The following is a 24575-nucleotide window of genomic DNA, read 5'->3' on the forward strand; positions in this document are numbered from 1 at the left end:
GCGACGTCGTCCCGGCCCCGGCCGGCGGGCGGTCGGGGCCGGGACGACGCCGTCCGGTGTGGTCAGCCGGTGCGGTCGCCCTTCGGTTCGCCCCGCTGGTCCGGTGCGCCGTGCGTCGGGGGATTCGCCGGTTCCGGCGACGCGGTGGCCGGGGAGACCGGAGAGCCGCCCCGGCCCTGGCCGGCCGTCCCGGGCTTGAAGGCGGCCGGGTTGCCGCTGGACAGGGGGGCTCCGGCGTCCAGCTGCCGCTTCCGGGCCGTCAGCACCTGGACCACCATGGCGCGGTCGGCGTGCTGGTGCTCGTAGTGCAGCAACCGGTCCAGCTCCGGGACGCTCAGCGTCCGGATGCGGTGTTCCAGCGTGCCGACGGACAGCCGGTCGTAGTCGGGCAGCGGAAGTCCGCCGTGGTCGGTGGTCATCCGGATCCTCCCTGTGTCTCGTTGGCGGTCCCGAGGACCGCGTCGACGACGTGTGCGTCCAGCGCGGCGCGCACCAACGCGGCGGCCAGCGCGGGCAGTTCCTCCTTCCCGACCAGGCGGGCGAGTGCCTGGGGATCGGCGGGCAGCCCCAGCCGGGCGGCGCCCTCCAGGGTCTTGCCGTCCAGGTACGGCGACAGGTCCGGCCAGACGCCCTGCACCTCGCGCAGGAAGATGTCCGCCCCGGCCGGGCCGATCCCCGGCGCCTCCTGGAGCAGCGCGCGCAGCTTTCCCACGTCACCGCCGGCCCGGTCGCGCAGGCGGCGCAGGTCGCCGCCGTAGGCGTCGAGCACCAGCTCGGCGGTCCGGCCCAGCTGGGTGGACGTCCGCTCGTCGTAGCGCCGGTAGCCGCCCTCGCCCAGCGCGTCCACGCGCTGCCGCCAGGTGGCGTCCCGCATGTGCCTGGCGTCCCGCATCCCCGCTCCGAACAGCGCGCGGGCCGCCGCCACCGCCGTGCCGGCCCGGATCCGGGCGCTCAGCAGATGGGCGAGGACCAGCAGCTGGTACAGCGGCTGCGGGGTGTCCTTGAGGTGGATCCCCGCCTGCTCCGCGTACGTGCGGCCCTCCACGTCGAGCAGGGCCCGGACCGTCGTCCCGCTCGCGTCCCCGCTGCCGGATCGTGCCATGCGACCTCCCGGTACCTCACGCGGACGGATCCGTCCGATGCCGTGCGACGAGCGTCCGGCGGTTCTCCGACGCCCCTGCGGTGACGCGCGCCCCGCCCCGGGGCGCACCACCTCCCTCTGCCACCTCCCTGTGCCGGGTCCCCGCCACCTTGTGTGCCGCGACGCTCCGCGGTGGCGCTCTCCCGCGCCGGTCCGCTGGCCGGACCCGGCGATCCTGCCGCCCGCAGTACCCGTCCAGGACCGGGCGAAACGGCACCACCGGGCGGGCCGGCCCCCGGGATCATGGGAGACTCGCCCCCATGAACGGCAAGGCGACCACGACCCGATCACGGCTGGACAGAGGCCGCAGCGCGCTCGGCCCCGCGCTGGAACTGGTGCACACCGGACGCGCCCCCACCCGCGCCGTCCTCACCGCCGAGCTCGGTGTCACCCGCGCCACCGCCGGTGCCGTCGCCGCCGAACTGGAGGCCCTCGGCCTCATCCGCGTGGACTCCCGGCCGGGCGCCGCCGCCGGGTCCCAGGGGCGGCCCTCGCACCGGCTGACCGTCGACGAGAAGGGGCCGGTCGCGCTCGCCGCCCAGATCCACGCCGACGGCTTCCGCGCCGCCCTGGTCGGCCTCGGCGGCCGCGTGGTCGCCACGGCACCCGGCTGCGTGACCGTCTCCGCCGATCCGGCGCAGGTCCTGGGAGCCGTCGTCGAGGCGGGCGCCGGGCTGCTGCGCGACAGCGGGCGCCGCTGCGTGGGCGCCGGCCTCGCGGTGCCCTCCGCCGTCGCCGAACCCGAGGGCACCGCCCTCAACCCGCTGCACCTGGCCTGGCCGGCCGGGGCGCCCGTCCGCGACGTCTTCGCCGAGCTGGTCCGGGAGGCCGGCATCGAGGGCCCCGCCTTCACCGGCAACGACGTGAACCTCGCCGCCCTGGCCGAGCACCGGCACGGCGCGGGGCGCGGCGCCCAGCACCTCCTGTGCGTGGCCACCGGGCACCGCGGTGTCGGCGGCGCGCTCGTCCTGGACGGGCGCCTCCACACCGGCAGCTCCGGCCTCGCCCTGGAGGTCGGCCACCTCACCGTGAACCCCGAGGGGCGGCCCTGCTACTGCGGCAGTCGCGGCTGCCTCGACGTCGAGGCCGATCCGCTCGCCTTCCTCTCCGCCGCGGGACGCGCACCCGGGCCCGAGGTCTCCCTGCTCCAGCAGAGCCGCGACCTGCTCCGCGACCAGGCCGCCGACCCGGCGGTGCGGGCGGCCACGGAGCAACTCGTCGACCGGCTCGGCCTGGGGCTGGCCGGCCTGGTCAACATCCTCAACCCCGACCGCATCATCCTCGGCGGCCTGCACCGCGAACTGCTCGCCGCCGCCCCCGAGCGGCTCCGCGCGGTGGTGGCCGACCGCAGCCTGTGGGGCCGCAGCGGCGGCGTACCGATCCTGGGCTGCACCCTGGACCACAACAGCCTCGCGGGCGCCGCCGAACTGGCCTGGCAGCCGGTGCTGGACGACCCGCTCGCCGCCCTGGGCCGGCTCGCCGCGTGACGCCGGCCCTTACTCGGCCGACGTGTGCGGGCGCGCCCTTCCGCTGAAGCGGGGGCGGCGCCCCGGTCAGCCCGCCACGGCCGGCCGGGCGACGGCCCGTTCGCGGACGGCGTCCGCCGCGTCGGCCACGTCGCCGAAGGGGACCCCGCCCGTGAAAGGACCGCTGGTGGCTGCCCCGTACACCGGAAGGGGCGGGATCGGCAGGGGAGTCGACGAGGGCGCGGGAAGGGTGAACCACACGACCTTCCCGGTGTCGCCCTGCGGCCTGGCGCCCCAGCTCTCGCTGAACGCCTCGATCAGAGCGAGGCCCCGGCCCGAAGTGGCCATCGGATCGGGCGCGTTGACCGTGGGCAGGCGGGGGTCGTGGTCGTGGACCGAGACCGTCAGCCGGTCGAGCAGCAGCTCGATCTCCACGGTGCACACCTTGTCCGGCTGGGCGTGCTGATGGACGTTCGTCAGGAGCTCGGTGACACCGAGCGCGGCCTTCTCGATCAGACAATCGAGATTCCAGTAGCGCAGTTGCGCTGAAACGATTCTGCGGACCTGACCGATCCGCGACGGCAGGGCTTGGAGCTCTACCGTGCACTGCCTGCTTGCCTGGCTGATCACGGCTGCGACTCCCCGAAATAGGTCCGGAAGAAGACGGAGATCGGATCCAGTGGTTGGCTGGCTGTTGCTTCCGGCGGGCTGGATCGCAGCGTCACCGCCGATGCACCCTGAGTAGTGATGTCAGTCCAGCGTGGACCACGGGTCACCGCCGCGCAACTCGCGACGACCGGTCACCCGCACGTCCCGGCGGCCCCGGGTCAGTCCCGACCGCCGCCCGCGCGGCGCACGGCCTCCATCAGGCGGCCGGCGAGGGCCGTCCCGGCCGGCCCGCCGGACCTCCGGTCGCGCTGCCCCATGGTCAGCCGGTACCGCGTGCCGTTGAGCGTCGCCACCATGGCGTCCTCGCCCCCCGCGAACCACGGCCTGCTCGCCCTGACCGCGCGGACCGGAGCGGCGTCGATCACCCGCCCGTAACTGGTGAGGAGCGCCAGGTTGCCGTCCTGGATCTGGACCTCGCCCGCCCGGGTCAGCGAACGCGGCCACCGTTCGATCCGTACGCCCGTGGCGCTGAAATCAGTCTCGGCCATGACGCACCCAGCCCCCTTCGCGCAGGTTTATGCCGGTCAGTCTGCACAAGTGCCCGCCACAATGCCAGGGCGCGTGGGCGGATGCGCCCCCCGTATCGCGTACAGCGCCGCACGGTGCGCCCCGTGCGCCGCGCACCGCACCGCGCGCCGTGCCTGCGCCCCCGGCCGTGCCCGAGGTCTCTGCAAGCCTTCCCTATGGGGTATCAAAGTCAACGTTTGCGCAGGTGAGCGGGGTATGTTCGAGGAGGTCAGCGGGGGAAGGGCAACGAGGAGCGGCGCGTGAGCACCAGGGAACGAGCAGGACTGACCGGCCCGGCCGGGCAGGAGACGACCATCGACGTGGACCGAAGCGATCCCGTGTACCGGGAGTGGCTCAAGGAAGCCGTGCGCAAGGTCCAGGCCGACGCGAACCGGTCCGCCGACACGCACCTCCTGCGCTTCCCGCTGCCCGAGCGGTGGGGCATCGACCTCTACCTCAAGGACGAGTCGACCCACCCCACCGGCAGCCTCAAGCACCGGCTGGCGCGCTCCCTGTTCCTCTACGGCCTGTGCAACGGCTGGATCCGCCCCGGAAAGCCCGTCATCGAGGCGTCCAGCGGCTCCACCGCGGTCTCGGAGGCGTACTTCGCGAGCCTCATCGGCGTGCCGTTCATCGCCGTCATGCCGCGCACCACGAGCCCGGAGAAGATCCGGCTCATCGAATTCCACGGCGGCCGGTGCCACTTCGTCGACGACCCGCGCAAGATGTACGAGGAGTCCGCCGCGCTCGCCGCCGCCACCGGCGGCCACTACATGGATCAGTTCACCTACGCGGAGCGCGCCACCGACTGGCGCGGCAACAACAACATCGCCGAATCGATCTACCAGCAGCTTCGGCTGGAGCGCTATCCGGAACCGGCCTGGATCGTCGCCACGGCCGGCACCGGCGGCACCTCCGCCACCATCGCGCGCTACGTCCGCTACATGATGTACGACACCCGGCTCTGCGTGCCCGACCCGGAGAACTCCTGCTTCTTCGAGGGCTGGACCACCGGGGACCCGGACGCCGCCAGCGACTGCGGGTCACGCATCGAGGGCATCGGACGGCCCCGGATGGAGCCGAGCTTCGTGCCCGGCGCCATCGACCGGATGATGAAGGTGCCCGACGCGGCGAGCGTGGCCGCCGTACGCGCGCTGGAGAGGGCCATCGGGCGCAAGGCGGGCGCCTCGACCGGGACGGGTCTGTGGAGCGCGCTGAAGATCGTCGCGGAGATGGTCGCGGAAGGCCGCACCGGGAGCGTCGTCACCCTGATCTGCGACCCGGGCGATCGCTACCTCGACAAGTACTACTCGGACGCCTGGCTCGCCGAACAGGGCCTGGACATCAGCCCGTACAGCGCGGCCATCGACGAGTTCCTCGCCGGCGGCGTCCGGCCGGACCGGCCGGCGCGGGACTGACGCCGCCGTGCGACACCGCCGTTCGGCCACGCTTCCCGGCGCCCGGGCGGGACGTCAGGGCGCCGGGGACGAGGCCAGTCTGCGGTCGAGGTTGCGCATCGCGTCCCGGAACGAGCGCCCCACCCGGGACCGCGCCAGCCGCAGCACCAGCCGGAACGGAGCGGAGCCCTCGGCCGCCATCGTCCACCGCACCCGGGTACCCGTCCCGTGCGGCGCCAGCACCCACTCCTCCATCAGGGCCCGTACGCCCGGGGCGTTGGTCTCCTCCACGCGGTAGGCGTAGCGTTCCCCGGCGTCCGTCACCATGACCCGTTCCTGGAACACCACCCCGCCGCGCAGCCGTATCTCCCGGCCGGCGCCACCGGCGGTCGGCCGGGCGGCGGAGACGGCCGTGAACCAGGAAGGACTGTCGGCGACGTCATCGGCGAGTGCCCGGTACACCGCCCGGGGCGACGCGGCCACTTCCGTGTCGAAGACCAGACGCAGGGGAGCCGACTCGAGGAAGTCGAGCCGGACCGGGCGCAGTCGGCGTGCCATGGACCGTACCTCCAGCATCCGAGGGGCAGGGCGCCAGGCGGGCCCGTGCGGCGGGCCCCGGTCCAGGGGCCGGGTGCGCCGGCGGCGTGGCGGGCACGCCCGGCGGGGCGTCACCCACCCGTGGGCGGGACGTCGCGGACACGGCCTGGGCGTCACACCATAGCTGGCGCCCCGTCAGTTGTCCGCCAGCAGACCGGAAAGGGCCCGGCCGAAGAGCCGGCGGCCCGCCCGTGCCACGACCGCGTCGCACATCCGGGGCAGGCCGCGTACGCCCACCTCCTCGGTCCAGGTCACCCGGACGGCGCCGGGCGCGGTCTCCCGCACCTCGATCTCCGCCCAGCCGGTGACCACCCGGCCCCGCTTCTCCAGCCGGCACAGACCCGCGCCCGGCGCGCCGCCCGGCCCCGGGGGCTCGCAGCGGACGACCTCCATCGGGTCGTCGAACCCGACCGGTCCGATCCCGGTGCGCATCGTGAACCGGCTCCCGGTCCGCACCGGGCCATCCGTCACCGCCGTGGCCCGGGTCAGCGGCACCAGCGCGGCGTGCGCCGGCCAGTCGGTGAGCCGCCGCCACGCCTCGTCGGCGGACAGCGGGGCATCACGGGTGATCCGGAACAGCGCCATGCCCCGATCGTATGCGCGCCGCCCCCGCGCGGCCCCCTCCCGGCGCCCCCGGGGCGCGGGCGCCGGACCACCGGACCGTGGCGGACACGACCGTTCGGCCGGCTGGGACCGTCTCCCGCCCCGGCGCCCGCCGGCGGACCGCCCCGCCGCTGTCCCCGCGACCGTCAGGCCGCGTCCTCCTCGCCCGCGACGACCAGCCCCGGCAGGTGCTCGGCCATCTCGGCGCGGGCCTCGGCGGAGAGACCGCCGTCCGTCACCAGGGTCTCGATCTCGTCCAGCCGGGCGAAGGAACTCAGACCCACCGTGCCCCACTTGGTGTGGTCCGCCACGACCACCACGCGGCGCGCCGAGCACACGAGGCGCCGGTTGGTCTCCGCCTCGGCGAGGTTCGGCGTGGACAGGCCCGCCTGCACCGAGATCCCGTGCACCCCGAGGAACAGCACGTCGAAGTGGAGCGAGCGGATCGCCTGGTCCGCCACCGGCCCCACCAGCGAGTCCGAGGGCGTCCGCACACCGCCCGTCAGCACCACGGTCGCCGCACCCGGCCGGGGGGCGCCGCCCGCCGCGGGGCGCTGCGCCGTGTGGAACACGTCGGCGACCCGCACCGAGTTGGTCACCACCGTCAGGTCCGGAACGTCCAGCAGGTGCTGGGCCAGCGCGTACGTCGTCGTACCGCCCGACAGGGCGATGGCGCTGCCCGGCGCCGCCATCGCCGCCGCCGCCCGCGCGATGTCCTCCTTGGCGCCCTGCTCCAGCGACGACTTCGCCTCGAAGCCCGGCTCGTGGGTGCTCGCCTCGGCGAGCGGCACCGCGCCGCCGTGTACCTTCTCGATGACCCCCTGCCGCGCCAGCGCGTCCAGGTCGCGGCGGACCGTCATGTCCGAGACGTTGAGCCTGCGGGTGAGCTCGTTGACCCGTACCCCGCCGCGTCGCCTCACCTCGTCCAGAATCAAGGCGCGTCGCTGCTCCGCGAGGAGGTTCTGGTTGTCGCTCACCGCTCGGGCCGGTCCCTTCCGTCGTCAACACCGTCATCACCGCTGGCCAAGGGTCATCATCCTGCCATGGGCCCGGCGGCGGCGGACCGGGGGAGATTCGGTGAGAACCCTGCCCTTCCCGGCCGGGTTCGACGATTCTTGTCACGTCCGGTCACGGCCGGTCACGCACCACGGTCCCACGCGAACCCCATCCTGAGAGGGGAGCCCGCTCGTGCCCCCTGCCACCCCGGAGCCCACCCGCCCCGTCGGCGCCGCACTGGAACTGCTGGTCCACGGCGTCGGCGGCACCACCCCGGAGCTCATGCTCGACGATCCCCGTACCGTACGGATCACCGGTGACAAGACCGCGGCGATGTACCGGCGCACCGTCGACCAGCACGCCGAGGAGGAGCCGGAGCGGTTCGCCGACGGGCGGCCCGTCCCCGAGGCGTACTGCTGGTGCAACCTCACCTCCGGCAACGGATCCCGGGCTCTATGGCTGCTGCTCCTGCCGTTCATGGTGGCCAACCTCGCGCACTGGATGCGCCCGCCCGCCGAGCGGCAGGCCGGCTCCGTCCGGCTCTACGGCGTCCTGGTCCGGCTCCTCGCCCTGACCCTGACCGTGCTGCTCACGGCCGCCGCCTGCGAAGTCGCCCTCGACCTGACCGCCTGGCAGTGCGCCGGGTCCGCCCGCTGCGCGCAGGAGCGCTCCTGGCTCGGCTTCCTGTCCGCCGCGCAGGGCGGCTGGTGGTCCCAGCCCGGCCGCCGGCTCGCCCTCGCCGCCCTCGTACCCGCGGCCCTGGTGGGGCTCCTGTGGTACCTGTCCCACCGCACCTGGAGCGCGTACGAGGCCCAGCGTCCGCCCCGCGGCGACGTGGACGGCAACGGCACGCCCGACCGGCGGCCGCGGCCCGCGCTCGGCAGGCCCGGCTTCTGGTACGGCCGCCGGCTCGTCGCCCGGCTCCGTGCCGCGCACACCGCCGCCGGGTTCCTCACCGTCGCGGCCGCGGTCGCCGGCGCGGCGGCCCGCCACGACCGGAGCGCGGCGGGCCCGGCCCGCGCGGCACTCGGCTGGGCGCTGGAGGCCGCGCTGTTCCTCGGCGCGGTCGCCGTGACGTGGGTGGTGTGCCGGCGGGGGCGCAGCGAGAAGCGGCTCGACAACCGGCTGGACCGGGCCGCGGTCAGCTGGCTGCCCGGCGCCTCGATCGCCCTGCTCGTCCTCGCGGCGCTCTACGCCGGCTGGTCGCGCCCCGGCTGGCGCTCCACGGGCACCCTGCCCGGGGACACCACTTTCAGCGTGATCACCCTCGCGCAGGGCGTCCTCGTGCTGTCCCTCGCCGTCGTGTCGACGCGGCTGTACCGGCGCGCGCCCCACACCAGGACCGTCCTGTGGGGGCTCGGCGGCCCCGCCGTCGCGATGCTGGCCTGCGCGCTGGGCGGCGTCATGAGCGGGGGCGTCGCGCAGCGCGTCGCCGACTGGCTCGACGGCCCGGCCACGCCGGGCACCGGCGAGGACCCCATCGGGCCGCCGGTGCTGCTCAGCTGGCAGGCCTCCGTCATCCCCGTCCTGCTGGTCCTGCTGCTCGTCCCGGTCGCCGTCCTCGCCGTGCGCACCGCGCTCACCGCCCGCCGCCTCGCGCCCGTGGTGGAGGCCGAGTACGAGGGCGAGCGGCCGGACGTCGTCCGCACCCGCCGCATCGCCGGCACGCGCGCGCGTGCCGCCCTGACCGACGCGGCGCCCGTCGTCGTGGGCATCGTCTCCGGCGCGACGCTGCTGCTCGGCGCCGGAGCCCTCGCCGGGGCGTGGCTGAGCGGAACGGTGCCCGGCAAGGCCTTCACGGGCGGCCATCCGTTCGTCGAGAGCACGGCCGAGGCGGCCCAGGCGCTGGGGTCCTGGCTGATCGGCTTCGGTTTCATACTCTTCGTGACCTGGGGCCGCCGCGCCTACAAGGACGCCTCCGCCCGCCGTACCATCGGCATCCTCTGGGACGTCGGCACGTTCTGGCCGCGCGCCGCCCACCCCTTCGCCCCGCCCTGCTACGCCGAGCGGGCCGTGCCGGACCTCGCCTGGCGCATGGCGTCGTGGACCGGCCGCACGGGCGGGCGCCTGGTCATCTCCGGCCACTCGCAGGGCAGCGTGCTGGCCGCCGCCGCGGTGTGGCAACTACCGGCCGGCACCCGCCGCCGGGTCGCGCTGCTCACGTACGGCTCGCCGCTGGAGCGGCTGTACGGGCGCTGGTTCCCCGCCTACTTCGGTCCCGGGCCCCTCGGCGAGCTCCACCGGGAGGTGCACTGCTGGCGCAACCTGTGGCGCCGTACCGACCCGATAGGCGGCCCGGTGAAGCTGCCGGCCGAGGGGGGCAAGCCGGAGGTCGACCACAGGGCACTGCGCGACCCCGTGGTCTACGGCCGCACCAGCGAGCACCCCCTGCCGGAACCCATCCTGGGCCACGGCGACTACCAGGCCGACCCGGTGTTCGCCAAGGAACGCACCGTGCTGCTCGACCGGCTTCCCCCCGCCCTGCCGCTGCCAGCCCCCGACCGGGCCGCGCCGCCGCTCCCCGGCCAGCGCGACGACTCCCGGAACGGCGGCGACGACCCCCGCGAGGGCGTCGTCGGGTTCCGGGGGCAGGGCTCCGGCGAGCCGGGGGAGGGCGACGCTCAGGGCAGTTCGGGCAGGTCCTCCGGGTAGAGCAGGGTGAGGTCGTCGGTGCTCGTCTCGGCGAGCCCGGCGACCCGGCCCGCGTGCCGCTCGACCATCGACTCGAACGTCCGGCGGGCCGTCCGGCCGTTGCCGAACGCGGGCCCCTTGGGCAGCTCCGTGAAGTACTTCAGCAGCGCGTCGGCCGTCCCCCCGGCGAGGCGGTACTCGTGCTCGTCCGCCTGCTGCTCGACGATCCGCAGCAGCTCGCCGGGAGCGTAGTCGTGGAAGGTGATGGTGCGTGAGAAGCGCGAGGCGACACCGGGGTTGACGGTGAGGAACCGCTCCATCTCGGCCGTGTACCCGGCGACGATCACCACGACCGCGTCGCGGTGGTCCTCCATCAGCTTGACCAGGGTGTCGATGGCCTCGCGCCCGAAGTCGCGCCCCGAGTCCTCGGGGGACAGCGCGTACGCCTCGTCGATGAACAGCACCCCGCCGCGCGCCCGGTCGAACGCCTCCTGGGTGCGGATCGCGGTGGAGCCGATGTGCTCGCCCACCAGGTCCACGCGCGACACCTCCACCAGGTGGCCGCGCTCCAGCACGCCCAGCGACGCGAGGATCTCGCCGTAGAGGCGGGCCACGGTCGTCTTGCCGGTGCCGGGGGAGCCGGTGAAGACCAGGTGCCGCCGCACGGAGGCGGCCTTGAGTCCCGCTTCCTGGCGCCTCCTGCCGACCTCGATCATGTTGGTGAGGGTGCGGACCTCCCGCTTGACGCTCTCCAGCCCCACCAGGGCGTCGAGTTCGCCCAGCACGTCCTCGGGACGGCGGACCGGCGGCTCGGCGGGCGGCTCGGCGGGAGCGGCGGCCTGCGCCGGCACCGCCGCGGCGGCCCGGGCCGGGGCGACGGCCTGGGCGCCGGCCGGGGCGTGCGGGGCCACCGCGCCGAGCAGCCCGCCGACCGACCGGGCGGCGGCGGGAGCCGGGCTCCCCCCGCCGGGGGCCAGGACACCGCTCTCGTCGCCGGTGCAGTCCTCGACGACGGGCCGCTCCTCGCCGAACTCGTACCCGCCCCGCGCGCACCGCTCGGTACGGCACCGCCGCAGCGTCGTGCGGCAGCCGTCCATCACGTGGAAGCCGTACCCGCCGCTGCCGGTCACCCGGCAGCCGTGGAACGTGCCGCGGCCCTCCGCCGACACGTAGAACCCCGCCTCGGCGGGGGAGGTGACCGTGCACCGCTCGATCACCGGATCGGCGCCCTTGGTGACGATGACCCCGGTCTGCACGGAGTCGATGGTGCATCCGTTGAGGGTGCCGCCGCTGCCGTGGTCCCGGAACCACGCGCCCGTGCACGCCTCCCGGATCCGGCAGTCGTCCAGCTGCGCGGTGGCGCCGTCGCTGACCGACACGGCCGTGTTCCGCACCTGCGACAGGTCGCTGTCCACCACGTCGGCGCGCGACCCGCGGTCGAGCACGAACAGGGCGTCCGGCACGTCGTGGACGCGGCACGCGTCGAGGACGGCCGTGGCGCCGTCGCTGACCCAGACCGCGGGGTAGTCCCCCGTACTGTCGTGGATCTCGCACTGGTTGGCGTCCACGCGCGTGCCCGGGTCCCACACGGACAGCCCGTTGCGCCCGAACCGCCGTACCGTCGACCGGGTCAGTGTCAGCACGGACCGGGACCGCAGGTCGACGGCGTTCTCCGGCACGTCGTGGATGTCGCAGTCGGACAGCGTCAGCACGGCGTCCGTGTCGAGGGTGATCCCGTCGGCCGTCGTCCGGTGCACGGACGAGTCGGTGAGGTGCGCCGCGGCCCGGGAGGCGATCTGGACGCCGCTGCCCTTGATCTCGTACACCTCGCAGCCGATCGCCTCCACGCCGCTGCCCTCGCCCGTCACGGACAGGCCCGCGCCCGAGGCGTGGTGGATGCGGCACCGCTCCAGGCGGGGGTGCGCGCCACCGCGTACCGAGACGCCCGTCCGTCCCGCCGCGACCACCTCGCAGTCCTCGAACACCCCGCCCGCGCCGTCCAGGACGCCGATCCCGACGCCCGCCGGGTTGTCGACCGTGCAGCGCCGTACGGTGGGCCGCGCGGCGCCGCGCACCTCCACCCCGGCCGCCGACCGGGTCACGATCCGCAGGTCCAGCAGCTCGGGGGTGCCGTCCTCGATCAGCAGCGCGGGCACCGAGGTGTCCTGGCCCTCGACGTGCAGGTCCTGGACGGTCGCCGAGGCGCGCACGGTGAGCGGCACCCCGTCGGCGGGGGCGATCCGCACCGGGCCCACCGCGCCGTCCGAGCCGCGCAGGGTGACGGCGCGCCGGACGACGAGGTTCTCCCGGTACGTGCCGGGGGAGATGGTCAGGACGTCGCCGTCACCGGCGGCCTCCAGGGCGGCGGCGAGGGAGGCGTACTCGCCCGTGCGGCGCCGCCACCGCGACGTGCCGGTGTGCGTCACCTGGACCGTGCCCTGTGCCATGGTGCTGCTCTGCCCCCACCTCGTGCGCCGCGCGTCTTTCCGGACGATCGCACCACCGTAGCGCGCGCGGGAGGAGCGGGTTGACCGGTCGGCCGGTGCGGTGACGGCGACCGGTCAACTGCCCGCTCCCGCCCGGCCCCAGTCCTGCCCGGCCCGCGCCCACGCCCGGTCCAGCTCCGCGTACCGCCGCCGCACCATCCGCCGTACGACGATCCGCCGCACGCCCTCGACGAGCCCGGCCGCCAGGACGGCGGTGCCGATGCCCGCGAGCACGGCGTGGTCGTGGGCGTTGCGCTCCGTCATGGGCGGGGCGACCGGCCGGCCGCGGTCGTCGGTCCAGATGCGGAAGGTGTCGCCGGGGGCGATGTCGTGCCGGGCGGTGGTCAGGGATCCGGTGCGGCGTACGCCGTCGGGCCCTTCCCACTGGGCGGGCACCGGCCTGCGCAGGCGGTGTCCGTCGGGCGCCCCCGCGTCGCGCGCCCCCGTCCGGGTGCCGTCGTGGTCGAGCACCCGGGCGGTGACGGGGTGGCGCTGCTCCTGCTGGAGCCGCGCGGACTGCTGGAGCGAGCCGTGGGTGAGCGTGCCGACGACCAGGCCGGTGGCCGGAGCGGCGACGCAGATCAGCAGCAGGGCGACGAGCGCCACCCATGCCTCGGCGAGATCGGTGGCCCGGCGCAGGGGATTGTGCCGCCACCGCCGGAGTCCGACGACCGCACGCACAGGCCCGCACCCCCTTTCGTGCCCTCGTGTTCCGTTTCCGCCGACGCGTGGTCGTCGCGCCGTCGTCGCGTCCGGGTTCCCGTGAAGGCGCGGCCTATGCGGTGGGCCGGGGGCGGCCCCGGGGCATGTCCGGAACCGGTGCCCTAGTCGAGGATCTCGACCGGGTCGCCGACCCGGAGGGTGCCGGTGCGCTCGGGGATCAGGTTCTGCCCGAAGAGCATCTTCCGGTCGGTGAGGCGGTGCCGGGCCAGGGTGCGCAGGGGCTCCTTGCCCCTGTGCCCGGTCCGCTGGTCGGTGGTGGTCACGACGCACCGGGCGCAGGGCTTGGCGACGCGGAAGGTGACCTCGCCGATGGCGAGTCGCCGCCAGCCGTCCTCGTCCCACGGGGCGGTGCCGCCGACGACCACGGTGGGCCGGAAACGGTCCATGGGCAGTGGGCCCTCGTCGGGGTGGTCGCCCTGCGCGATAAGGGAGTTGAGGGCGTCCAGCGAGGAGAGGGTGGTGGCGAGGACCGGGTAGCCGTCGGCGAAGTTGACGGTCTCCCCGGGCAGCGCGAACTCCGGGTCGATGGGCCGGCGTCGGGCGGGGTCGTCGAGGTGCACCAGGCGGACGTCGTCGCCCAGGTAGGTCCGGAACCATTCGTCGGCGGCGGTCCCGGCCGGCACCGCCTCGACCCGCTTGCGGAAGATCTCGGTGGTGACGGTGGCCGACGGCTCGGGCGCGGCGACGGTCAGCGGCTCCATGCCCGGTGCGGACAACCGCACTCCGCCGTGCGGCGCGGGCTCGGCGAAGGCCGACGCCAGCCGGGCCTGCTGGCGTTGGGTGACCACCGTCGCCTCGGCGTCGATCAGCATCCAGCGGCGGTCCCCGGCGAGCCCCCATGGCTCGACCGCCGCTTCGACGGGTGACGGCCCGCCGAGTGACTTGACCGGACGGACGTGCAGCGAGTGCAGGGCAGGAGTCGGCATGACCTCATCCTGCCAGCAGGCATGACATCCCTCGGGCCGGGTCGGTACGCGGTCCGCCCCGGCTCCCGGGCCCTCTCGGGCCGGGTCGGTGCCCGGTGCGGCCGGTCAGTACCCCCCGCCCTGGTAGGGGCGGTTGTACGGGTCGTCGTACGGGGAGGGCGCGGGCGTCGGGACGGGTCGCGGCGCCGCCGGGCGCATCGCCTCGTACCCGGCCGGGACGGGCCGTGCCTGCTGCTGGGGCTGCTGCCCCGGGTAGCCGTAGCCGCCGCGCGGGGCGGTCGGCTGCTGCGGGATGTACGGCGCCGGCATGTGCTGCAGCGACGCGGGCTGCGGCGCCGCCTGCTGGGGGTAGCCGTACGAGCCGCCGCCGTAGGAGGGCATGGGCTGGGAGGGGGCCGCCGGGAGGGCGGGGAGGGCCGCGGGGAGCGCCGGGAGGTAGGAGTTGCCGGTGTCGTACGCGGCGGGCACTCGGATCGGAGCGATCTGAGGCGTGCCCCGCTCGGCGACGAGAGAGTCGTAGATCGGGGTGTCCGGGAACGACGGCGCGTTGTAGTAAGCGCCGCCGTAGGAACGGGGGGAGGTCATGACACATAAGTTAAGCCCACGATGTGCTGGTTGGGGAGGCCGATAAGCAGGTTGTTTTACGCGGTGTGAGTGGCGGTGGATCGCCAATACGAGCGAACCCGGGGAAATCGGTCACCGTCCGTGTAAAGGCCAGGCCGACGGGGGGTTACCGGCAGGTCGGCCGGGCCCGTCGGAGGGCGTCGGCAAGGTGGCCCATACATAAATCCCGCGTCAAGATCGGTTGTGTCGGGCTCAGCATGTCCATGCTTAAATTGGATCAATGTTCCGCCGCGTGCGCGGAGTCTTCCCACCTCTCGGCGGGAATTGGGGCCGCGTTACTCCGTGTGCCGGGAAAAACGCACTGCGGCGCCGGTCCGCCTTTCCCCGCCCTTCATCCGACGATCCGTCATCTCTCCGCCGTCACCCCTGGACGCGGGTAGGTACGGCCCTTCCAGGCGGCCCCTCGGCCCCGGTGGTGCCGTACGGCCGAATCGACCGTCATGCACAGATAGAGGCACGCGGTGAACGGCAGCAGGAACGCCCGCCCCGGCGACTGCCGGTAGTAGCGCAGCACCGGGACGTACGTCCCCGCCATCACCGCCCAGGCCGCCGCGCCCAGCGCACCCGCCGCCGTGTCCCCCGCGCACAAGCCCGCAGCCAGCGCGGCGGGCGGCGCCAGGTACACCACCGCCAGCCCCGCCACGGTGCCGGCCAGCACGAACGGGTTGTGCCACAGCTGGGCGTACGCGCTGCGGGCCACCATCCGCCACAGGTCCGCCAGCCCGGGGTAGGGGCGGACGCTGTCCACCCGGTCGGCGAGCCCCAGCCAGACCCGCCCGCCGGCCCGCCGGACCGCCCGTGCCAGTGACACGTCGTCGATGACGGCCTGTCGGATCGCCTCCGGGACGCGGGCACGGACGGCCGCCTCGTCCCGCAGCAGCACGCACCCGCCCGCGGCGGCGACCGTGCGGGCCCCGGCCCGGTTCACCCGCCGGAACGGGTACAGCTTCGCGAAGAAGTAGACGAACGCGGGCACGATCAGCCGCTCCCACGCGGTGACCGTCCGCAGGCGGGCCATCTGCGACACCAGGTCGAGTCCGTTGGAGGTGGCCGCGCACACCAGCTCCCGAAGGCTGTCCGGCTCGTGTGCGATGTCCGCGTCGGTGAGCAGCAGGTACTCCGGGCCGCGCGGAACGGTGGCACCGTCCGGACCGGCGGCACCGCGCGGAACGGCGGCGCCGCCCGCGCCGCCCGGGTCCCGCCGGGTGCCCCCCTCTCGCCCGGCGCCCGCTCGCGCGCCCGTGCCCGCCTCGCCGCCCGCCTCCGCGAACGCTTCCGCCCCACGCGCGCGTGCCCGTTCGATGCCGTGCCGCAGCGCCCACAGCTTCCCGGTCCAGCCGGGCTCCGGCGCCCCGGGCGTCACCACCGTCAGCGGCGGACCTCCGTGCCGCACCGCCAGGGCGCGCGCCACATCTCCCGTACCGTCCTCACTGCCGTCGTCGACCAGGAAGATCTCCAGGGGCCCCGGATAGTCCTGCGCCAGCAGCGACGGCAGGCTCAGCGGCAGCACCTCCGCCTCGTCCCTGGCCGGCACCACCACGGCGACCGACGGCCACCGGGCCGGCGCGGACCGGCGCGGCAGGCGCTGATCCGTGCGCCAGAAGAGCCCCTGTCCCAGCAGCAGCCACACCCAGGCGACCAGGGATGTCAGGGCGATCCACGCAATGGTGCTCATTCGCCGCAGTCTGCCCCACAACGGCGGGAGCGCAAGGGTGTCGGCTAGGGTGACCGGGTGAAGATCGCGCTCATGGACTCCGGAATCGGCCTCCTGGCGGCGGCCGCCGCGGTGCGCCGGCTGCGGCCGGACGCGGCTCTCGTCCTCTCCTCCGACCCCGACGGCATGCCCTGGGGACCCCGGACGCCCGACGACCTCACCACCCGCGCCCTCGCCGTCGCCCGGGTGGCCGCGGCACACCGGCCGGACGCGCTGATCGTCGCCTGCAACACGGCCTCCGTCCACACGCTGCCCGCCCTGCGCGCCGAGCTCGAACCGGAGATCCCGGTCATCGGGACCGTCCCCGCCATCAAGCCGGCCGCGGCCGGCGGCGGCCCCGTCGCCATCTGGGCGACCCCCGCCACGACCGGCAGCCCCTACCAGCGCGGGCTCATCCGTGACTTCGCCGGATCGGTCGACGTCACCGAGGTCCCCTGCCCCGGACTCGCCGACGCCGTCCAGCACGCCGACGAGGAGGCCGTCGACCGCGCGATCGCCGCGGCCGCCGCGCTCACGCCGCCCGGCGTGCGATCCGTCGTCCTGGGCTGCACCCACTACGAGCTGGTCGCCGAGCGCATCCGGGCGGCCGTGCGGCCCGCCGGCCGCCCGCCGGTCCTGCTGCACGGCTCCGCCCACGCCGTCGCCGCCCAGGCGCTGCGCCGCACCGGAATCCCCGCCGACCCCGCCGCGTCCCCCAGCACCGACCTCACGGTGCTGCTCAGCGGCCGCGAGGCGGACCTCCCGGCGGCCGCCCTCACCTACGCCGAGGGCCGCCTGCTCGCCGCGACCGCGCCCACGCGCTGAGGCCCGCGCGGTCCGTCCGCGGCGTTCATCCGCTCGGTCGCCGTCGGAGGGCAGCGGCGGCGGACCGTGATTACGCTGCTACGCATGGACCATCCCCGGGGCGAGCGACCTTCCGCGAGGGACCCGGTGCCGGACGTGTGGACCGGGCGGGCCACCAACCGTCTCCAGTGGGCGCCGGCCGCCGCCGGGGCGGCCTGTGTGGCCCTCGGCGTCGGACTGGCCGTCGACCTGTCGTGGGCCTCCGGTACCGCCGCCCTGCTGATGGCGGTCATCGGCTGCGTCGCCGCGGGGCTGCTGGTGCTCTTCGGGACGCTCGCCTTCGTGCACGTCGAGCTCACCGTGGACCCGCACGCCCTCGAAGTGCGCTGCGGACACATGGGCGTGCCGCGCCGGCGCATCCCGCTCGACACCGTCGTGGGCGCCGACTTCGCCCCGTCCGTGACGCCGCGCCAGTGGGGCGGCTGGGGGTACCGCTGGCGCCCGGAGAAGGGCACCGCGGTCGTGGTGCGCCGGGGTGAGGCCGTGGTCCTCACCCTGGGCGACGGGCGGAGCTTCACGGTCACCGTCGACGACGCGGAGACCGCCGTGCGTGTCATCCGCCACCGCCTGCGCCTCCGCGGCGCGCCGCGGAGGGCCGCCCCGGCCGGGTGGGCGGACGCCCCGGGCCGGACGGCCCCCCGAAGTCCCGGCCCCGGGGACCTGGGTCCGGAGGGCCTGGGCCCGGAGGAGACGCCCGTGCCCGGCGGACCGGGCGGCACCGGTCCCCGCACCTGACCGCCTCGCCGGTGGCCGCCTCTCTGGCCGCCTCACCCGCCCCGCCCGCCCCGTGCACCTCTCGCGGCTCCCGCCCCGGGCGGCCCGCCTCGCGGGCCGGCTCCGGGGCGCGGCGGCCCGCCCGCGCTGGGGTTCGCACAGGTGCCCGCCGTACACTCCGCACGTGAGCGCCACCTTGACCACCGCCGAAGCCCCTCCGCCCGCCCCCGAAGAGCGGCGGCCGAGCCGGCTGCCGCGGTGGGCGGCACGGCTGCGGCGGCCGGCGGCGGCCGTGACGGCCGGCGTCCTGCTGTTCCTGAGCTTCCCGCCCCGCCCCCTGTGGTGGCTCGCCGTGCCGGGCTTCGCCCTCCTCGGCTGGGCGCTGCGCGGCCGGCGGCTCAGGGCCGGCTTCGGTCTCGGCTACCTCGCGGGTCTCGGTTTCCTGCTGCCCCTCCTGGTGTGGACCGGCGAGGAGGTGGGAGCGGGGCCCTGGCTGGCGCTGGTCGCCGCCGAGTCGCTGTTCGTCGCGACCGCCTGCCTCCTCGTCGCCGCCGTGTCGCGGCTCCCCGCCTGGCCGGTGTTCGCCGCCGCCGCGTGGATCGTGGGCGAGGCGGTACGCGCCCGGGTGCCCTTCGGCGGGTTCCCCTGGGGCAAGGTCGCCTTCGGGCAGGCGGACGGTGTGTTCCTGCCGCTCGCGGCCGTGGGGGGCACGCCCCTGCTCGGCTTCGCGGTCGCCCTGTGCGGCTTCGGCCTGTACGAGGCGGTGCGCGTCCTCCGTACGTACCGGGCGGCCGGCGTCGTCCCGCGCGGCCCCCTCGCCGCCGCCGCGCTGTCCCTCCTCGTACCGGTCACCGCCGCGTCGGCCGCCCGGCCGCTGGTCACCGACGCCGCCGAGGACGGCACCGCCACCGTGGCAGCGATCCAGGGCAACGTGCCCCGGCTGGGCCTGGACTTCAACGACCAGCGCCGTGCGGTGCTCGACAACCACGCGCGCCGCACCGAGCAGCTCGCCGCCGATGTGACCGCCGGCAGGGCACCGAAGCCGGACTTCGTGCTGTGGCCGGAGAACTCCTCCGACCTGGACCCCTACCGCAACGACGACGCCCGGGCGGTCATCGACCGGGCGGTCACGGCCATCGGCGTCCCCACCGTCGTCGGGGCCGTGATCACTCCCGGGACCGGCAAGCTCCGCAACACCCTGATCCAGTGGGACCCGCGGAACGGCCCCGTCGCGACCTACGACAAGCGGCATGTGCAGCCGTTCGGCGAGTACATCCCGATGCGGTCCTTCGTGCGGATCTTCAACAAGAACGTGGACCGGGTCAGCCGGGACTTCGGCCCCGGCACCGAGGTCGGCGTGTTCGACCTCGCCGGCACCGAGGTGGGCCTCGCCACCTGCTACGAGGCGGCCTTCGACTGGGCGGTGCGGGACACCGTGACGCACGGCGCCCGGCTCATCTCCGTACCCAGCAACAACGCCACCTTCGGGCGCAGCGAGATGACCTACCAGCAGCTCGCCATGTCGAGGGTGCGGGCCGTCGAGCACAGCCGCGCCGTGGTCGTGCCCGTCACCAGCGGGGTCAGCGCGATCATCCGGCCGGACGGCACGATCGTGCGGGAGTCGCGGATGTTCACCCCCGACGCCCTGGTGGCCGAGGTGCCGCTGCGCTCCTCCCTCACGCCCGCGACCCGCATGGGCACACTCCCCGAGGCCGCCCTGGTCGCACTCGCCGCCGCCGGGCTCGGCTGGGCGGCGTACGGGGCCGTACGCCGCCGGAGGCCCTCGACCGCCTAGGCTCACGGGATATGGCGACTCCTGACTTCATCCGGGCCGTCCGGGCCACCGCCGGGCACCAGCTGCTGTTCCTGCCGGGCGTGACCGCCGTCGTCCTCGACGACGAGGGGCGGGTCCTCCTGGCCAGGCGCGTCGACAACGGCCGGTGGTCGCTGATCGGCGGGATCCCGGAGCCGGGGGAGCAACCGGCCGTGAGCGTCGTGCGCGAGGTGATGGAGGAGACGGCGGTGGAGTGCGTCGTCGAGCGCGTGGTCCTCGTGGAGACGCTGCCGCCGGTGACGTACCCCAACGGCGACCGGTGCCAGTACATGGACACCTGCTTCCGCTGCCGGGCCGTGGGCGGGGACGCGCGCGTGAACGACGACGAGTCGCTGGAGGTGGGGTGGTTCCCGCTGGACGCGCTGCCACCCCTGCGCCCTGGTGAGCTGTTCCGGATCAAGCAGGCTCTCACCGACGAACCCACATGGTTCTCCACCACGGCCGACCAGGCGTAAGTATGGGTGCGGCCCATATCGGTGGAGCCGTCCCCGCTTCATAGGGTGCCGGACATGACCGCACCCCACACCGTCACCCCCCTCCACCTCGGCGGCCGCACCGCGCTCGTCACCGGCGCGGCGAGCGGCATCGGCCGCGCCTGCGCGCTGCGCCTCGCGGCGGCCGGAGCCAAGGTGAGGGCCGTCGACCGGGACGCCACCGGCCTGGAGGCCCTGGCCGGGGCGGCGCCCGCCACGGCCGGGTCGGTCGAGCCCCACGTACTGGACCTGACCGACCTCGACGCGGCGGAGGACCTGGCGGCGGGCACCGACATCCTGGTCAACAACGCCGGACTGCAACTGGTCCGCCCCATCGAGGAGTTCCCCCCGGAGGTCTTCCACACCGTCCTCACCGTGATGCTGGAGGCACCCTTCCGGCTGATCCGGGGCGCGCTGCCGCACATGTACGCGCAGGGGTGGGGCCGCGTCGTCAACGTCTCCTCCGTGCACGGGCTGCGCGCCTCCGCCTACAAGTCCGCCTATGTGGCCGCCAAACACGGCCTGGAGGGGCTCTCCAAGACAGCAGCCCTCGAAGGCGCCCCGCACGGCGTCACCTCCAACTGCGTCAACCCCGGTTATGTGCGCACCCCCCTGGTCGAGGCGCAGATCGCGGACCAGGCGGAGGCGCACGGCATCCCGCCCGAGCGGGTGGTGACCGACGTCCTGCTGAAGGACTCGGCACTCAAGCGCCTCGTCGAGCCCGAGGAGGTCGCGGAGGCCGTCGCCTACCTCTGCTCGCCGCCCGCCTCGTTCATCACGGGCACCTCGCTCGTCCTCGACGGCGGCTGGACCGCCCACTGACCGGTCCGCGGTTTTCCACAGGGCTGGTGCGACCCCCCGTACGGCAGGTATCCCTGTGACCATGTCCGAAGAACCGCTCCGCGACCCGGAGCCCAGCGCCGATCCGGCCGCCTACCTGGGCCTTCTCGCGCGCGGGGCGCCCGCCGACGCGTACGACCGGCCCGTGCTGCTCGCCCGCGCGAGCGGTGCCGGACCCGCCGCGCTCACCGGGCTCGAACACGCCAAGCGGCTCGCCCTGCGCGTCCGCGCCGAACTGGAGGGGCGCCGGCGACGCGAGGCGGAGCTGTCCGCGCTCTTCGAGACCGCCCACGACCTCGCCGGGCTGCGGGACCTCGACGCGGTGCTGCGCGCCATCGTGCAGCGCGCGCGTTCCCTGCTGGGCACCGAGGTCGCCTACCTCAGCCTCAACGACCCGGTCGCCGGCGACACCTACATGCGGGTCACCGAGGGCTCCGTCTCGGCGCGCTTCCAGCAGCTCCGCCTGGGCATGGGGGAGGGTCTCGGCGGCCTGGTCGCCCAGACCGCCCGGCCCTACGTGACGGAGAGCTACTTCGACGACGAGCGGTTCCGGCACACCAGGACCATCGACTCCGGCGTCCGCGACGAGGGCCTGGTCGCGATCCTCGGGGTGCCGCTCACCCTCGGCAGCCAGGTGATCGGCGTGCTCTTCGCCGCCGACCGGCGGGCCCGCGTCTTCGAGCGCGAGCAGGTCGCGCTGCTCGGCTCGCTGGCCGCGCACGCCGCCGTCGCCATCGACACCGCCAACCTGCTGGCCGAGACCAGGTCCGCACTGGCCGAACTGGAGCGCGCCAACGGCATCATCCGCGCGCACAGCGGCGTCATCGAGCGGGCGTCGGAGGTGCACGACCGGCTGACCGAGCTGGTGCTGCGGGGCGGCGGCGTCCACGACGTGGCGGCGGCGCTCTCCGAGGTCCTGGACGGTTCGGTCCACTTCACCGAGGGGCCGTTGCCCGCCGAGTGCGCCGACGGGCACGCGACCCGGCGCGGCGACGAGTGGGTCGCGGCCGTGTCGGCCGGCGGCGAGGCGTTGGGCGCCCTGGTGCTGCGCGGCCAGCCGGACCTGGACCCGGTCGACCAGCGGACCCTGGAGCGGGCCGCGATGGTGACGTCCCTGCTGCTCCTGGCCCGCCGCTCCGCCGGGGAGGCCGAACAGCGGGTACGGGGCGAGCTGCTGGACGACCTGCTCGACGCGCCCGAGCGCGACCGGCGGCTGCTCCGGGAGCGGGCCGCCCGCCTCAGGACCGACTTCGACGCCCCGCACGTGGTGCTGGCGGCCCGCATCGACCGCCCCGATCCCCCCGCAGGAGACCGGGACGGGGCCGACCGGCAGCGCCTCTGGTCGGCGGCCTCGCACCTGGCGGCCACCCGCCACGGCCTCGCCTCCGCACGCGACGGCGGCACCGTGCTGCTGCTGCCGCTGGAGCGGGACGACACCGCGGCGGAGATCGCCCGGCAGGCCGCCAAGCACCTCGGCGGCGCCCTGCGCGAACCGGTCACCGTCGGCGCCTCCTCGCCGGTCGACGCGCCCGCCACCCGCCCGGGCGACATAGCCCCCGCGTACGGCGAGGCCCGCCGCTGCCTCGACGCCCTGCGCCTGCTCGGCCGCTCCGGCGAGGGCGCGGCCGCCTCGGACCTGGGTTTCCTCGGCCTGCTGCTCGCCGACGCACGGGACATCGCCGGCTTCGTGCGGCGCACCATCGGCGAGGTCGTCGCCTACGACCGCGCCCGCGGCACGGACCTGGTGCGCACGCTCGACGCGTACTTCGCGAGCGGGATGAGTCCGGTGCGCACGAAGGACGAACTCCACGTCCACGTCAACACGGTGGCGCAGCGCCTGGAGCGCATCGGCCGCCTGCTCGGGCCCGACTGGCAGTCCCCGCCCCGCGCGCTGGAGATCCAGCTCGCGCTGCGGCTGCACGCGATGTCCTCGGCGGTCGCGCGCTGAAAGGCCGGCCGCCCCGGTGGGGCGACCGGCCGTGCGCGCGGGCGGCCGGGCTCAGCGTCCCGCCATGACCCGCTCGTCCTCCACGTCGTCGGCCAGGTCCCGGTTGCGGGTCTCCTTGGCGCACCCGACGGCCACCACGGTGAGCAGTGCCGCGGCGATGACGTACAGGGCGATGGGGGTCGAGCTGCCGTGCTCGGCGAGCAGCGCGGTCGCGATCAGCGGCGCGGGGGCGCCGGCCGCGACGGACGAGAACTGCGCGCCGATGGAGGCGCCCGAGTAGCGCATCCGGGTCGCGAACATCTCGGAGAAGAACGCCGCCTGCGGCGCGTACATCGCGCCGTGCAGCACCAGCCCCACGGTCACGGCGAGCAGCAGGCTGCCGAAGCTCCTGGTGTCGATGAGCGCGAAGAACGGGAACATCCAGGCACCGACGCCGACCGCTCCGATCAGGTAGACGGGCCGGCGTCCGACGCGGTCCGAGAGCGCCCCCCAGGCCGGGATCACCGCGAAGTGCACGGCGGAGGCGAGGAGCACGGCGTTGAGCGCGGTCTGCTTGCTGAGCCCGGTCGACGTCGTGGCGTACACGAGGATGAACGCGGTGATGACGTAGTAGCTGATGTTCTCGGCCATTCGCGCGCCCATGGCGATGAGCACGTCGCGCCAGTGGTGCCGCAACACGGCGACCAGCGGCATCCTCTCCACCTGCGCGCTCTCTGCCTTCCGTGCCTCGGCGCGGGCCAGCGCGGCCTTGAAGACGGGCGACTCGTCGACGGAGAGGCGGATCCACAGCCCGACGACGACCAGCACGCCGGACAGCAGGAACGGGACGCGCCACCCCCATGAGGTGAACGCCGCGTCCGACAGCAGCGCGGTGAGCGCGGACAGCACCCCGGTCGCCAGCAACTGCCCCGCGGGCGCGCCGGTCTGCGGCCACGACGCCCAGAAGCCCCGCCGGCCCGCGTCCCCGTGCTCCGACACCAGCAGCACGGCGCCGCCCCACTCGCCGCCCAGCGCGAACCCCTGCACCAGCCGCAACACGGTGAGCAGCACGGGTGCCGCCGTCCCGATGGTCGCGTGGGTGGGCAGCAGCCCGATGGCGAAGGTCGCCCCGCCCATCAGCAGCAGGCTCAGCACCAGCAGCTTCTTCCGTCCCAGCCGGTCCCCGAAGTGCCCGAACACCAGGGCCCCGAGCGGCCTTGCCGCGAAGCCGACGGCGTACGTCAGGAAGGACAGCAGGGTGCCGACGAGCGGGTCGGAGCCGGGGAAGAACAGCTTGTTGAAGACCAGCGCGGCGGCGGAGCCGTACAGGAAGAAGTCGTACCACTCGATGGTCGTGCCGATGAGGCTCGCGGCGACGATGCGCTTGAGGCTGGACGGGGCTGGTGGAGCGGTCGCGGGGGTGGACATCGGCACCACTTCCTGGGTGTGACGGGGACGTTTGCG

Annotated in this window: 21 protein-coding genes and 1 pseudogene; 9 read left to right on the plus strand and 13 right to left on the minus strand. The window is 75.0% G+C overall.

Features of this window, described 5'->3' with window-relative positions:
- Positions 1-62: 62 nt before the first annotated feature.
- On the minus strand, positions 63-419 hold the full coding sequence (locus IE109_RS18910; RefSeq protein ID WP_189552089.1) for a DUF8129 domain-containing protein: 357 nt from the start codon (positions 417-419) through the stop codon (positions 63-65).
- Positions 416-1102 carry an endonuclease gene (locus tag IE109_RS18915; protein WP_189552090.1) on the minus strand — a complete coding sequence of 229 codons (687 nt, stop codon included), beginning with the start codon at positions 1100-1102 and terminating at the stop codon, positions 416-418. The genes IE109_RS18910 and IE109_RS18915 overlap by 4 nt, the downstream gene beginning before the upstream one ends.
- A 299-nt stretch (positions 1103-1401) precedes the next feature.
- Between IE109_RS18915 and IE109_RS18920 the strand changes: the two genes are divergently transcribed.
- The gene (locus IE109_RS18920) at positions 1402-2628 is read left to right on the plus strand and encodes an ROK family protein (RefSeq protein WP_189552091.1); all 1227 of its coding nucleotides are present in this window, start codon (positions 1402-1404) and stop codon (positions 2626-2628) included.
- A 66-nt stretch (positions 2629-2694) separates the two neighbouring features.
- On the opposite strand, the gene IE109_RS18925 is transcribed toward IE109_RS18920, so the two are convergent.
- Positions 2695-3237 carry an ATP-binding protein gene (locus tag IE109_RS18925; RefSeq protein ID WP_189552092.1) on the minus strand — a complete coding sequence of 181 codons (543 nt, stop codon included), beginning with the start codon at positions 3235-3237 and terminating at the stop codon, positions 2695-2697.
- A 197-nt stretch (positions 3238-3434) separates the two neighbouring features.
- Positions 3435-3764, minus strand: coding sequence for a hypothetical protein (locus IE109_RS18930; protein ID WP_189552093.1), 330 nt, complete (start codon positions 3762-3764; stop codon positions 3435-3437).
- 279 nt (positions 3765-4043) lie between these two features.
- Between IE109_RS18930 and cds1 the strand changes: the two genes are divergently transcribed.
- Positions 4044-5201 carry an L-cysteine desulfhydrase Cds1 gene (gene cds1 / locus IE109_RS18935; RefSeq protein WP_308431371.1) on the plus strand — a complete coding sequence of 386 codons (1158 nt, stop codon included), beginning with the start codon at positions 4044-4046 and terminating at the stop codon, positions 5199-5201.
- A gap of 54 nt (positions 5202-5255) precedes the next feature.
- Here cds1 and IE109_RS18940 read toward each other — a convergent pair whose 3' ends face one another.
- From IE109_RS18940 to IE109_RS18950, 3 genes are all read right to left on the minus strand, one after another.
- Positions 5256-5738 carry an SRPBCC family protein gene (locus IE109_RS18940; RefSeq protein ID WP_189552094.1) on the minus strand — a complete coding sequence of 161 codons (483 nt, stop codon included), beginning with the start codon at positions 5736-5738 and terminating at the stop codon, positions 5256-5258.
- Positions 5739-5912: 174 nt separating this feature from the next.
- Positions 5913-6362, minus strand: a complete 450-nt coding sequence (locus IE109_RS18945) for an SRPBCC family protein (protein WP_189552095.1) — start codon at positions 6360-6362, stop codon at positions 5913-5915.
- 164 nt (positions 6363-6526) lie between these two features.
- Entirely contained in the window at positions 6527-7357 is an 831-nt protein-coding gene (locus IE109_RS18950; protein WP_189552096.1) for a DeoR/GlpR family DNA-binding transcription regulator, read from the minus strand.
- A 211-nt stretch (positions 7358-7568) separates the two neighbouring features.
- On the opposite strand from IE109_RS18950, the gene IE109_RS18955 reads away from it, so the two are divergent.
- Positions 7569-10028, plus strand: coding sequence for a hypothetical protein (locus tag IE109_RS18955; protein ID WP_229891230.1), 2460 nt, complete (start codon positions 7569-7571; stop codon positions 10026-10028).
- Here IE109_RS18955 and IE109_RS18960 read toward each other — a convergent pair.
- From IE109_RS18960 to IE109_RS18980, 5 genes are all read right to left on the minus strand, one after another.
- Complete coding sequence (locus IE109_RS18960) at positions 9998-12454, minus strand: right-handed parallel beta-helix repeat-containing protein (protein WP_189552097.1); 2457 nt, start codon at positions 12452-12454, stop codon at positions 9998-10000. The genes IE109_RS18955 and IE109_RS18960 overlap by 31 nt on opposite strands.
- Positions 12455-12568: 114 nt before the next feature.
- Positions 12569-13174 carry an Rv1733c family protein gene (locus IE109_RS18965; protein WP_189552098.1) on the minus strand — a complete coding sequence of 202 codons (606 nt, stop codon included), beginning with the start codon at positions 13172-13174 and terminating at the stop codon, positions 12569-12571.
- A 143-nt stretch (positions 13175-13317) separates the two neighbouring features.
- Positions 13318-14142 (minus strand): MOSC domain-containing protein, encoded by an 825-nt coding sequence (locus IE109_RS18970; protein ID WP_189552099.1) that lies wholly within the window; start codon positions 14140-14142, stop codon positions 13318-13320.
- A gap of 105 nt (positions 14143-14247) precedes the next feature.
- The gene (locus IE109_RS18975; RefSeq protein WP_189552100.1) at positions 14248-14727 is read right to left on the minus strand and encodes a DUF6643 family protein; all 480 of its coding nucleotides are present in this window, start codon (positions 14725-14727) and stop codon (positions 14248-14250) included.
- Positions 14728-15112: 385 nt separating this feature from the next.
- Positions 15113-16441 carry a glycosyltransferase gene (locus IE109_RS18980; RefSeq protein ID WP_189552101.1) on the minus strand — a complete coding sequence of 443 codons (1329 nt, stop codon included), beginning with the start codon at positions 16439-16441 and terminating at the stop codon, positions 15113-15115.
- A 57-nt stretch (positions 16442-16498) separates the two neighbouring features.
- Between IE109_RS18980 and IE109_RS18985 the strand changes: the two genes are divergently transcribed.
- From IE109_RS18985 to IE109_RS19010, 6 genes and pseudogenes are all read left to right on the plus strand, one after another.
- Positions 16499-17284 carry a glutamate racemase gene (locus tag IE109_RS18985; RefSeq protein ID WP_189552102.1) on the plus strand — a complete coding sequence of 262 codons (786 nt, stop codon included), beginning with the start codon at positions 16499-16501 and terminating at the stop codon, positions 17282-17284.
- 84 nt (positions 17285-17368) lie between these two features.
- Positions 17369-17908: pseudogene (locus tag IE109_RS18990) on the plus strand (hypothetical protein); the annotation flags it as partial.
- Between the two features lie 313 nt (positions 17909-18221).
- Positions 18222-19832 carry an apolipoprotein N-acyltransferase gene (gene lnt, locus IE109_RS18995; RefSeq protein WP_189552103.1) on the plus strand — a complete coding sequence of 537 codons (1611 nt, stop codon included), beginning with the start codon at positions 18222-18224 and terminating at the stop codon, positions 19830-19832.
- 11 nt (positions 19833-19843) lie between these two features.
- Complete coding sequence (locus IE109_RS19000) at positions 19844-20326, plus strand: NUDIX hydrolase (protein WP_189552104.1); 483 nt, start codon at positions 19844-19846, stop codon at positions 20324-20326.
- A 54-nt stretch (positions 20327-20380) separates the two neighbouring features.
- Positions 20381-21166: a 3-hydroxybutyrate dehydrogenase gene (locus IE109_RS19005; RefSeq protein ID WP_189552105.1), complete on the plus strand. Its 786-nt coding sequence runs from the start codon at positions 20381-20383 to the stop codon at positions 21164-21166.
- A gap of 61 nt (positions 21167-21227) precedes the next feature.
- Positions 21228-23132, plus strand: coding sequence for a helix-turn-helix domain-containing protein (locus IE109_RS19010; protein WP_189552106.1), 1905 nt, complete (start codon positions 21228-21230; stop codon positions 23130-23132).
- A 51-nt stretch (positions 23133-23183) separates the two neighbouring features.
- Here the strand turns inward: IE109_RS19010 and IE109_RS19015 are convergent, their stop codons facing one another.
- Entirely contained in the window at positions 23184-24539 is a 1356-nt protein-coding gene (locus IE109_RS19015) for an MFS transporter (protein WP_189552107.1), read from the minus strand.
- Positions 24540-24575: the final 36 nt, after the last annotated feature.

The organism is Streptomyces lavendofoliae, from assembly GCF_014649735.1.
Lineage (GTDB): Bacteria > Actinomycetota > Actinomycetes > Streptomycetales > Streptomycetaceae > Streptomyces > Streptomyces lavendofoliae.